12 protein-coding genes are annotated in these 11,786 nt (G+C 52.3%); 1 reads left to right on the plus strand and 11 read right to left on the minus strand.

Going from position 1 to position 11,786, the window contains the following annotated elements; genetic code table 11:
- Positions 1–11 precede the first annotated feature (11 nt).
- From NST08_RS18540 to NST08_RS18550, 3 genes are all read right to left on the minus strand, one after another.
- Positions 12–1,133: a hypothetical protein gene (locus tag NST08_RS18540; protein ID WP_341342142.1), complete on the minus strand. Its 1,122-nt coding sequence runs from the start codon at positions 1,131–1,133 to the stop codon at positions 12–14.
- 226 nt (positions 1,134–1,359) lie between these two features.
- Positions 1,360–1,698, minus strand: coding sequence for a four-helix bundle copper-binding protein (locus NST08_RS18545; protein ID WP_007128662.1), 339 nt, complete (start codon positions 1,696–1,698; stop codon positions 1,360–1,362).
- A 117-nt stretch (positions 1,699–1,815) separates the two neighbouring features.
- Positions 1,816–2,856, minus strand: a complete 1,041-nt coding sequence (locus NST08_RS18550) for a CobW family GTP-binding protein (RefSeq protein ID WP_341342143.1) — start codon at positions 2,854–2,856, stop codon at positions 1,816–1,818.
- A 113-nt stretch (positions 2,857–2,969) separates the two neighbouring features.
- Here NST08_RS18550 and NST08_RS18555 point away from each other — a divergent pair, with 113 nt between their 5' ends.
- Complete coding sequence (locus tag NST08_RS18555) at positions 2,970–3,494, plus strand: MogA/MoaB family molybdenum cofactor biosynthesis protein (RefSeq protein WP_028405576.1); 525 nt, start codon at positions 2,970–2,972, stop codon at positions 3,492–3,494.
- A 163-nt stretch (positions 3,495–3,657) separates the two neighbouring features.
- Here NST08_RS18555 and NST08_RS18560 read toward each other — a convergent pair whose 3' ends face one another.
- The 8 genes from NST08_RS18560 to pduL form a co-directional block, all read right to left on the minus strand.
- Entirely contained in the window at positions 3,658–4,185 is a 528-nt protein-coding gene (locus NST08_RS18560; RefSeq protein WP_028405577.1) for a hypothetical protein, read from the minus strand.
- An 82-nt stretch (positions 4,186–4,267) separates the two neighbouring features.
- A complete protein-coding gene (locus NST08_RS18565; protein ID WP_028405578.1) occupies positions 4,268–5,269 on the minus strand; it encodes an acrylyl-CoA reductase family protein in 1,002 nt (333 codons plus the stop codon).
- Positions 5,270–5,710: 441 nt separating this feature from the next.
- Positions 5,711–7,162, minus strand: coding sequence for a nicotinate phosphoribosyltransferase (locus NST08_RS18570; RefSeq protein ID WP_341342144.1), 1,452 nt, complete (start codon positions 7,160–7,162; stop codon positions 5,711–5,713).
- Positions 7,163–7,220: 58 nt separating this feature from the next.
- Complete coding sequence (locus NST08_RS18575) at positions 7,221–7,769, minus strand: cysteine hydrolase family protein (protein WP_341342640.1); 549 nt, start codon at positions 7,767–7,769, stop codon at positions 7,221–7,223.
- A gap of 64 nt (positions 7,770–7,833) precedes the next feature.
- Positions 7,834–8,619 (minus strand): NUDIX domain-containing protein, encoded by a 786-nt coding sequence (locus NST08_RS18580; RefSeq protein WP_007128669.1) that lies wholly within the window; start codon positions 8,617–8,619, stop codon positions 7,834–7,836.
- Between the two features lie 157 nt (positions 8,620–8,776).
- Positions 8,777–9,226 (minus strand): YlbF family regulator, encoded by a 450-nt coding sequence (locus tag NST08_RS18585; RefSeq protein ID WP_144866406.1) that lies wholly within the window; start codon positions 9,224–9,226, stop codon positions 8,777–8,779.
- Between the two features lie 89 nt (positions 9,227–9,315).
- Positions 9,316–10,875, minus strand: coding sequence for a tRNA (N6-isopentenyl adenosine(37)-C2)-methylthiotransferase MiaB (gene miaB / locus NST08_RS18590; protein WP_341342145.1), 1,560 nt, complete (start codon positions 10,873–10,875; stop codon positions 9,316–9,318).
- A 280-nt stretch (positions 10,876–11,155) separates the two neighbouring features.
- On the minus strand, positions 11,156–11,728 hold the full coding sequence (pduL, locus tag NST08_RS18595; protein WP_007128672.1) for a phosphate propanoyltransferase: 573 nt from the start codon (positions 11,726–11,728) through the stop codon (positions 11,156–11,158).
- Between the last annotated feature and the right edge of the window lie 58 nt (positions 11,729–11,786).

Consider the following 11,786-nt stretch of genomic DNA (forward strand, 5'->3'; position numbering starts at 1 on the left):
TAACTGCTGCTTTATTTCCCGGAAGTGTCTTGCTTTCCGTTGACCTTGACTTTGACTTCAACATACTTTACATTGCCGGAGTCGCCAACCTCCGACTTCACATGCTTGCCTTTCAATTTCTCGCCATGCTCGCCGTAAGCCTCTTTGACCGTCGGCCACATATCCTCATCCGGCTTGACCCGGATCATCATATAGAACTCGCCGACATTTTTCGGCTTTGCGATCTGCAGCAAGAAACGGCCATCGGGGCCGACCTGGCTGCGATCGAAATAACCGGTATGTATTTTGCCCGGAATATCGATATCGAGCTGTACCTCCGTGCCTTCCAGTAGATTGCTCTCCCCGCTGACATAATAATTTCTGTCATCCAGGGTAATCAAAGGCTTGATCCATACCTCGGGATTGCCTTGATCGTCCGGCTTTTCTCCGGCTGGCTCCTCCAGCTGTGCCTGTTCAGCTCCGGGCTTGATACGCGCCGCCGCACGGATTTCATAATAGATTTCATCGTCGCCGGAAACATATTGGTGCACATACGGACCGGTCAGAAGCTCGCCCTTCGTGCCGAGAATCTTCTGAATCGGCTCGGACAGATCCTCCGGCTGAATATTCACCGTGAGATCCAGCGGGTCCTTCGTAATATCCGGCCGCTTGATTTCAAGCCGGTAGCTGCCGTCATTCTCAGTAAGGGCATCATCCTTATAACCGAACATCGTATACCCTCTAGCCGTAATTTCCCCATTAATTTCAATGCCCGCCGGAAGATTGCTGGTTCCTTCAACAATCACCTGACTGTCCTCTACCTGAACATCCCCTTTGATCCATATATTCGGATGCAGTGTAACATCGCCATCTGCGCTTACGCCCTCTACAATTTCTGCGTCAGCGACAACCTCCGCATCCGCTGTCTCTGAACCGCCTGCTACCTCGGCATCAGACGGCTCTCCCCCTTCATTTTCTTCGCCGGAAGCCGTCTCTGCCTGTTCGCCCGTTCCAGGCGATACCGGGTCCTCCTGCTTGGTTTCTTCCTTGGGAGCATCGGTTTGCTCCCCTGTCGGCGTTTTGCCACCTCCGCTGCAGCCTGCCAGCACGAGCAGGACAGACAGCAGCAAAGCCAGCCATCCCTTGCGATTCATCTTCCTAACCTCTTCCCTTCGACCTAAATTGTTAACGTCTGCCTGTACCTCCTAAATATTTGAAAATTGGCAGACCTTCATCTTTTATACACTATATTTCGATCCGATGAAACAAAAAAATCAGCGGGATGAGAAAATGTTGCTGTCTTATCATTCCATGAAATCAAAAAGCCCGATCTTCGATATCAGAAGATTGGGCTTTCGGGAAATTAACATGGTCTTTGACTTAAAGTTGGCCGACCATCTCGCGGCATACGTCCGCACAGCGGCGGCATGCCTCGGCACATTGCCGGCAGTGGTCATGATCATGCTTCTCGCATTCTTCGGCGCATGCCAGACATGCTTGGATGCACAGCTCGCATATTTCCTTAACGAAGGGGCTGTTGCGTGACATTGCCTGTGCGGCAAAGGCGCAAATATCGGCACATTCGCGATCCAGCGCGATACAATCCCGCAGCATCGCGAGCTCGTATTCTTTCAGGCAGGATACATAACAGACGTTGCAAGCGTTCATACATTGGAGACATGCTTCGATGCATTCTTTATACTTGAGTTCATTGATCATGGATATATCCTCCTTGTAATTATAACGCTATGCCCTTGTATTAAACTGCCGAACACCGGTTGAATCACGCGCTGCGTCACGCGAGGCAGGGGCACGATTGATCTGCGCCTGCCGTTCCTAGACGGATGTACGCTTTCCTTCGAGCGCTTCAAGCTGCGCTTGCAGCACGGACTTGTTGAAATGCTCCCCGATAAACACCACGACATCTGGAACACGACCTTGAGGCGTGATCTTCATGAAATCCGATTCGCGAAATGCATACTGGAACAGGAATCGGCTGTTCGTATCGCTGAAGGTCAGTACCCCCTTGGCACGGTACACATCCCGTGGAAGCCCCGCTATGAAGTTCTCGAATTCCTCACTGTTGACAGGGCGGCTGAAGTAATATGTATAAGACATCACATGATCATGGGAATGGTGGGAATGCTCGGCGTGACTCGATTCCGGCTGAATTTGATCCTCGACCCCTTCAGGTACGGCCCTGCCCTGCGGTTCATCCGCTTCTTGCTCGGCTGAATGCCGCGGCATCACCGGATGATTCTCGTGGTCCGGAAGGCTGCCTAGGAGCTCATCCAGATTCACGTCGCAGCGTTCGGTCGGCAAAATCGGCGCGTACGGGTTCCAGCGGTGCACGAATCGCTCCATCGCATCCTTCTCCGCCGCGCTCACCCGATCCGTTTTATTTAACAAGAGCACGGAGGCCGAGCGAATCTGCTCCTGCATCAAGCGGTACGTCTTCCCTTTTTGCTCGACGCTGAGGTGGAGCAGATGAGCGGTATCCACAACGGTTATCAGCTTTTTTACGTCCATTCGCATGTAGAGGGAAGCCTCGGCTACCGCATCCAAAATTTCCATCGGATTGGCGATGCCCGTCGCCTCGATCACGATGACATCCGGCTTCTCGTTCTGGACAAGCATGGCGATCTCCGATGTCAGATCAGCGCGGATGGAGCAGCAAATGCAGCCGCTCAGCATCTCGGCTGTCGGCACATTTTCCCCGGCGATCAGACCATCGATATTCACTTCCCCGATCTCATTCATAACGATCGCAGGCCGCAAGCCCTGAGCCTTCCAGTAGGCGATCATACGTGATAGCAAGGTTGTTTTCCCGCTGCCAAGAAAACCTGATAAAATATATATGGGTGTCACATGTTCCACGAATATGTACTCCTTCTTGATCAACTTATCATTATGCTAGCGAGTGTACTACATTTCGGTGATCGATCGCAAGCTTCGCCGCCGCTTACATCAATAAGAGGAGTAGTGATAACATGAACTCAATTCAAGAGCATAAAGAGCAAGCTCCTGCCATCGTGCAGTGCATGGTTGTCACCGTCTCGGATACCCGGACCACAGACAATGACAAGAGCGGACAGCTGATGATCCGCCTCCTGGAAGAGGCGGGACATCGGATCGCTGCATACACGATCGTCAAGGACGATTATGAGCAGATCCGGGAGACCGTACGTACGGGCGTTAGCCGGCCGGATATCGATATCGTACTCCTAACGGGAGGGACGGGCATTTCCAGCCGGGATACGACCTATGAAGCCGTCTCCTCTATGCTGGAGAAGGAGCTTCCCGGCTTCGGGGAAATTTTCCGTTACCTCAGCTTTGCCGAGGACATCGGAACCGCTGCCATCTTGAGCCGTGCGATTGGCGGGACGATCCAAAATACGGCCGTATTCTCGATGCCTGGTTCCACCGGCGCCGTAAAGCTGGCGATGAATCGCTTGCTGCTGCCGGAGCTGACGCATATTAAGCAGGAATTAATCAAGCACGAGCCCAAACGCTGATACGAGCGGTTTATAGCCCTTAACGCAATGAAAGCTTCCGTCATGCTTTCCTCTAAGATTCTGGGCTAAAGAACAAGCGAAGCACGCGTTAAGGACATAGCAAGGGGCATCCCAGCGTCCAATTTCGGACCTTAAGGATGCCCCTCGCGGTTCAGGACATTTATTAACTGCCTGCACGACCGTCATGCTCATTAAGCAATTGAGGCGCTATTTTTTTGAACAGGCTGTAGTAGTTATCGGTCTTATCTCCTGTGGACGTATAAACGATCGATGTCTCCTTGTCGCTGTAGATCAGGTTATGGCCCCCTCCTACGTTGACATCCCCCTCTTGTGCACCGTAGATTTCGTCCATCCCTTTTCGTCTGGCTTCCGGGCTCTGATAAATATATACCGTAATAAACTGACTGGCATCATTGTTGATTCGATATTGATACGTCAGGTTGCCGATGTCATCTTCAGTAAACGTTTCGTTGGTCAGCCGGATATGCTCTTGGCTGAAAGCGGCTTGAAGATCTTCAAGCAATCTGCCGTTTCGGCCGCGCCCCGCATTCCTTGCTTCCCTCGACCCTTCTTCATAGGCCTGCATGCTGTACAAGCGTGCTTCTTCCTTCGCGACCTGCTTGGAGCAGCCAAGTGTCATCGATAAAATCATACAGATGATAAGCGCGGCAACATATCGTTGGACCATCATGTTCACTCACCCTTTCATTAGGTCAAAGGCTTCCTTCCCATAGGATGCCTGCGGATGAGCAACATTATGCGGCCGGCCGCCATTATAATCGAACGACGCTCCTTCCGACCGCTTCTCCTGCCAGTATGGTCTGCAGCAGCCCCGGCAAATCGGTCAAGCCGTATTCCGTAATGCCTTCGGCAAGGACGGTTTCAGGCTTCCACTCGTCCGCAAGCTTTTCCCAAATCGAGGTTCGTACATCCAGCGGACAAAATACCGAATCGATCCCAAGCAGGTTGATCCCGCGCAGGATGAACGGAAAGACGGTCGTTTCAAATGCCCCGCCGCCCGTCATGCCGGACACGGCAATGCTGCCGCCGTACCGGACGCTCTTGAGCAGCGAGCCGAGCTGGCTTCCTCCGACCGGATCCACGACAGCCGCCCATTTTTGGCTCGACAACGCTTTTCCGGAATCGGCTGCCGTCTCTTCCCGCGACAGGACATCCTCTGCGCCAAGCCGCTTTAACCACTCGGCATGGCTGGTCTTACCCGTTGATGCTGTCACGCTGTAGCCAAGCCGGCTAAGGATGGATACGGCGAAGCTTCCTACCCCGCCAGTGGCACCGGTCACCAGCACAGGACCTTGATCATTCGACAAGCCGTTCCGGATCAAGGCAGCAATCGACAACGCCGCTGTAAAGCCGGCCGTTCCGATCGCCATGGCATCCCTCGGAGACAGTCCGTCCGGTAGATGAAGCAGCCAGTCCCCTTTGACCCTGGCATACTGGCTGAAGCCGCCCTCATGCGAAACGCCGAGCTCATACCCCGTGCACAGCACCCCATCCCCCGGCTTGAAGCCGGGATGCGTAGATTCAACGACCGTTCCGGCCAGGTCGATTCCCGGAATAAAGGGATACCTGCGGACGATCGAGCTGTTCGGGATGCTGGCCAGCCCATCCTTATAATTCACGCCGCTGTGGCTCACCTGCACGAGCACATCTCCCTCCGGCAGTTGATCCAGCCTTAAGCTTTCTACAGCACTTTGTACCCCGCCTTGATCGTCCTGACGGAGGACAAAGGCCTGAAACTGCAGATTCGTGTTCATCTGTATATCGCTCCTTCTCCTGATTCTTGCCCGAGAACATGGTACATCCGCTTTCGAGGGTGGACCCGGGCTCGCTCCCCCTTGCTTCCTAAAGACTTAAACGCGTATACCTTTTTTCCCTTCTGCATCGTAATCGAAAAACCTGTCATCGCACCATGATTTATTTCATTCATATCATTAACGTTTCCCGGTTTCTTGCCTGCCGCAAGTGAATCCAAATTGTCGAAGACATGTATAAACTCACGGACGATGGCGATTCCTGCGCTTTCCCGAGAAATAGCCTGATAACCGCTTTATCCTGGATGAAAAAAGCCGGTTAACAAATAACTTTTAGTGGATTACCTTTGAAGTTTTTAGAGCGAATGTGCGCGGGGGGCATGAAAAAGACGCTCCCTCAGAAGCAGTGCTTCGAAGGGAGCGTCATTATCATATCCGCAAATGTTATTCATCATGCTCCATAAACTCAGCCATCATCCGCTGCTTGACATCCCAGACCTCTTCACTCAGATTCACCCGATAAATCTCCGGGTTCAGCTTCCGCAAATACTCAGGCCAGAACTGATCCAGCTGTGCATTATGAAAGCTGCGGATCTCCTCCAGCTTCGGCAGCTCGTAGACGAGCTCGCCGTCCTTAAAGATCTCCGTAAGCATCGGGATCGCATCAAAATTCCGCACATTTTTGCGCATGTAAGGATGAAGCGGATTGAACAGCTTCAGCTTGCCGCTCTCCGGCGGCATCGGCTCATCCGGAAAGCAAATATAATCGGCGATTGCTTTCCCGCTTCCCCGGGAAATAATCCGGTACACGTCCTTCTTGCCAGGGGTCGAAACCTTCTCGGGATTGCCGGAGATTTTGATGGTCGGCACCATCTTGCCGTCAACCTCCCGCTCGACAAGCTTATATACGCCCCCGAGCGCGGGCTGGTCCGCTGCAGTGATAAGCTGGGTTCCTACCCCCCAAGTATCCACCTTGGCTCCCTGCGCTTTCAAATCCATAATCGTCCCTTCATCCAAATCGTTGGATGCGACGATCCCTACATACGACAGCCCGGCTTCATCCAGCATTTTACGGGCCTGAATCGACAGATATGCCAGGTCGCCGCTATCTAGGCGGATCGCATTCATCCGTTTCCCTTGGGCTTCCAGTTTCTTGGCCGTGGCGATCGCATGCGGGATTCCGCTCTTGAGCGTATCGAACGTATCGACCAGCAGCGTGACTTGATCGGGCATCACTTGGGCGAAGATGTCGAAGGCCTCCTGCTCGCTCCGGAAGGTCTGTACCCAGGAATGGGCATGGGTGCCTTTCGTCGGAATGCCGAATTTCTCCCCGGCAAGCATGTTGGACGTTGCATGGAATCCTGCCAAATACGCTGCGCGTGCGCCCCAAACGGCCGCGTCCAGCTCTTGGGCACGACGTGTGCCGAACTCCAGCAGGATGTCGTTGCCGGCAACCTGACGAATCCGTGAAGCCTTTGTTGCGATCAAGGTCTGGAAGTTCATGAAGTTCAAGATTGCCGTTTCCACAAGCTGCGTTTCGAAGATGGTGCCCTCCACCCGGATCAGCGGCTCATTCGGGAACACAAGCGCACCTTCGGGCATGGAATGAATGCTTCCGCGAAACCGGAAGCTGCGCAGCTCATCCAGAAATTCCGGCTTATAGTTCTCCTCTTGTTTAGCCAGATAAGCGATATCTTCTTCCGAAAAACGCAAGGACTCGATGTAGTTCACGATACGTTCCAATCCGGCAAATACCGCATAGCCGTTCCCGAACGGCAGCTTGCGGAAATACGCTTCAAAGACCGCACGGGTTCGGTGGGAACCGTTGATCCAATGGGCATACATCATGTTAATCTGATATTTGTCCGTGTGAAGTGCCAATCCTGCTGTCTGCATAACCATCATCCTCCAAGTAATACCCGGCTATCCCGTGACGGGAAAATGTCGCCGTCCATTATTTAGCGTCGCTTCGTACGACTGCCGCTCCGAGACTGCCTTTAAAATGACCTAACGCCCACTCATGCCCCTGCGGATTAAAGCTTGCCACCGCATCCTCATAAACGGTAATCGCGTATCCGAAATTATAAGCATCCACTGCCGTATGCAGTACGCAAATATCAGTGCAAACCCCGATCAAATGCACCTCGGTAATACCACGCTCCCGCAGTTTCTGATTCAGATTCGTACCGCAAAAGGCGCTGTACCGCGTTTTATCCATCCAATAAATGCGATCCTTATAACCCTCATAAACCTCCTGCAGCTCCCCATACAGGTCACGCCCGCGGGTGCCGCGGATGTTATGGGGCGGGAACAGCTTTGTCTCCGGATGGTGTGGATCCTTCTCTTCATGAAGATCAACAGCCATCACTACAAAGTCTCCCCGTTCGCAGTACTGCTTCGTCAGCTTGGCAATCGTTCCTTGAATGTCTATGGCGGGAGCTCCTACCGGCAAGCTGCCGTCCACGAAATCATTCGTGAAATCTATCACGATCAAAGCCTTCATCATGACACACTCCTCTACAGAATGATGACATTGAATAAATACACCTGCACCTGCTTCTTTAATCCTACGTATAAATCGACAACAACGGTACATGATCCGTGAAGCGATACAACTGCGCCGGCCGCTGGGAATACTGGTTGGAGCTTAGCGGCTTGCCGCTATCGTCCCGTACCTCTTCCAAAATCCCCTGCCGGCTGCGGGTCGACGTAATTTTGCGGATGAAATTCGGCTCCTTAAACTCAGGCACAACCGTCTGTATCACCTGGTACAGCTCGCTCAGCGTAAAAAATTCGGGCAGAAACTGCCGGGCGATCGTCGTCTGCAGCATCTGCTGCTGAATCTTCCGGTAAGCATCCATGATGATATCCCGGTGATCAAAGGCAAGCTCGAGCTCCTCCAACGCCTCGTTGATCGTAAACAGTCCGACTTCTTCCGCATCATCGGCTGCTTGCCGGTGCTCCAGCATCCATTCCTCCACCAGCGCATAGAACGCATGGCTGATAATCCAGCCGCGGGGATCGCGCCCCGGTGCGCTGTAGACGCCCAAATACTCCAGATGGCCGCCGTCCACGCCTGTTTCCTCTTTCAGTTCTCTCTTGGCAGCATCGTAAATGGACTCGCTCTCCCGGCAAAAACCTCCGGGCAGTGCCCACATCCCGGCGCACGGCCAGGATCTGCGGCGAATGAGCATGACCTTCAGCTCCCGAATCGGGAGGGTCTTGGTGAAGGTCTTGCGCTCCCGCTTCGTCAACGTAAACATCACGATGTCGGCAGGCACACCGTCCGGCGTTCTGTACTTCTTGGCACTGCTGCTTGGCGCCTGTTCATGATCCGTCATATCCATCACCATAATATTAATTTGATAATTTCATTATGACATATATAAAAATGATGTCAAGGATTTCCTTGCCAGGAATTGCAGATATGGATTACTATGCCCCAATTGCTGCATTTTCGATTCTTTAACGTATAAAAGGTGCGGAGTTCATATCCGCACCCTCAATGGTTTATCCGCAGCTGCTTGGCGGCGTGTCTTTCCCGGTTTCCACATTTACCTTTTCCGATACGGTGTCATGAATGACCGACACGACCAGCTGAAGCAGGTAGTTGATATCGCTTTGGCTTTGCTGGAATTCCGCGACCAGCGGAATGCTGTCTATCTCCTCCTGCAGCTCCTCGATCTCGCGTTCGATTTTAGCAACCATTTCCTTGTTCTGGAAGGTTTCAAATGCTACAATTTCCTTCTGCTTCTTCTTGATTGTCTTGATCAAGCTTTGAACGCGCTCGTGATTGCGGATTTTCTCCTCCGCTTTCTTGAACACCTGCACTTCCTCGCTGGTGGAGATCAGCTCGGCCAATTCTCCGGCTTTAGCCAAAATATCGTCTCGAATAATTAGCTCTCTTGTATTATAGGTCTTCATACCATAAGTGTTCGTACGACCATGTTCGTGTGCCAAGGTTCATCGCTCCAATTCTTAGTCATCTATATAAACCCAATTTTGTCTTTCCTGTAAGAAAACCGGGCGATCGACAGTAACATGATTACTTATACAGCATCAGAGGCCGGAACCGGATCAGCGATTAGATCGCCTTTAATATACCAGGTCTTCGTATCGGTCACTTTCACTTGAACGAAGCTCCCAATCAGGTCAGGGGAGCCTTCGAAATGGACCAGCTTGTTGCTCCGCGTCCGTCCGGACAGCACGGAATCGTTATTTTTGCTGATTCCTTCCACGAGCACCTCCACGGTGGCTCCAAGCAGCTGGTCATTACTCTTGCGGCTGAACTCATTAATAACCTCATTTAAGCGCTGCAGCCTTTGGCTCTTAACCTCCATTGGAACGTTATCTTCCATGACGGCTGCCGGCGTGCCTTCACGCGGAGAGTAAATGAAGGTAAATGCCGAGTCATACCCCACCTCGCGTACGAGCGATAAGGTTTCCTCGAACTGCTCATCCGTCTCCCCAGGGAAGCCTACGATGATATCCGTCGTTAGAACGACATCAGGGATAGCCTGTTTAATCTTCCGAACGAGCTCCAAGTAGCTCTCGCGCGTATATTTACGGCTCATCCGCTTCAGCACCTGCGAGCTGCCCGACTGCACAGGCAGATGGATATGCTCCACCAGGTTGCCGCCCTTGGCAAGCACCTCGATCAGATGATCGTCGAAGTCTCTCGGGTGGGACGTCGTAAACCGGACGCGGGGGATATTGATTTTCCGGATATCGTCCATCAAATCGCCGAAGCGGTATTCGATATCGGTGAAATCCTTGCCGTAGGCATTCACGTTCTGACCAAGCAGCGTAATCTCCTTATAGCCTTGGCGGGCGAGCTCACGCACCTCGGCGATCACGTCCTCCGGTCGGCGGCTGCGCTCCTTCCCGCGCGTATATGGAACAATGCAGTATGTACAGAATTTGTCACAGCCGTACATAATGTTAACCCAGCCGCGCAGTCCTTCCCGCTTCTTCGGAAGGTTCTCGACGATATCGCCTTCCTTCGACCATACCTCAACGACCATTTCCTTGCTGAACAACGCTTCTTGAATCAAATGCGGCAGACGGTGAATATTGTGCGTGCCAAAGATGAGATCCACGAAGCCATGCTTCTGAAGAATTCGGTTCACGACTGCTTCTTCCTGCGACATGCAGCCGCACACGCCAAGCAGCATATCCGGCTTCTCGGTCTTCAGATGCTTCAAATGGCCGAGCTCGCCGAACACTTTATCCTCCGCATTCTCCCGGATTGCGCAGGTGTTGAGCAGAATGATGTCCGCCTCTTTACGGTCTTCCGTCGACTGATACCCCATTTGCTCGAGCAGTCCCTTGATCGTCTCCGAATCGTGCTCGTTCATTTGGCAGCCGTAAGTATAGACGATGTAATGCTTGCCCGCGCCAAGCTGCTTGAACTCTTCCGGCAGCGCCGTATCGTACAATACCTGCACGCTCTCTTTGCCGCGCTGTTTTTCCTGTCTATGATTAGGCTCCGATAGAATATTGATTTCCCGGCCGTTAATCCGGATTCTCTTGCCATGCTCGTCTTCCGAGAGAATCTTCGCGCCTGAAAAATCAAAGTACTTGGAGTAGTCCTTACTTTCCTTGGACATGCTAGGTCACTCCTTAGATCCGCTATATCTCTGGTTTCAAATTTCATCCTGCAGTATCATAGCCTGTTCGCGCAAGCAGCCTTGGCTGCCCGCTCTTTCGAAAATGGCGGAGCGAGCAGCCGCTAATGCGGAACACGACTTCAATAGGCACTGTTTTAAATTATATCATGATCTTTATAGCGAAGCTACCACCGGAATATCCGTAAATGTGGACGGCGAACGTTAAAAAAGCCCGAATCGACTCCCATCGATTCAGGCTTATTCTTTATCACAGTATGATTTAGTCTATAATCTCGGCCGTATCGCCTGTTTTAGCACCGGCTGCGTTCGCTTCATCCGTGTCGATGTGCATATCCAGCGCATAGTTGTCGGATACGCGGGCGATGACATTTTCCAGAACCAATCCGCGCTCTCCGCCAAGGCGAACCTTCAGCATATCTTTATCCTTGATCCCCCATTTTTCCGCATCGGAGGTATGGAAGTGAATATGACGGGCTGCAACGATAACCCCTTCGTCGACAGTGACTTCTCCGGCAGGGCCCTTAATCGTAATGCCCGGCGTGCCGGCGATGTTGCCGGATTCGCGGACTGGAGCCTTCACGCCGATCGCAAAGGAATCGGTGCGCGAAATTTCAAGCTGGGTCGCAGGACGGGCAGGTCCCAAAATTCTCACTTTATCGAATTGTCCCTTCGTACCAATTACAGCAACCGTTTCATTCGCTGCGAATTGTCCTGGCTGGGACAATGGCTTCATTTCGGTCAATTGATATCCAGGGCCGAACAATGCCTCGATATGCTCCTGGGTTAAATGAATATGGCGGGCGGATACACCCACAGGTACAGTTTTACTCATCTGACTCACTCCTTGTTTTCTCTATATGCTGTACATGCCATTGTCTATTATACTCTCT

Source organism: Paenibacillus sp. FSL K6-1566 (assembly GCF_038050475.1).
Lineage (GTDB): Bacteria > Bacillota > Bacilli > Paenibacillales > Paenibacillaceae > Paenibacillus_AQ > Paenibacillus_AQ lactis.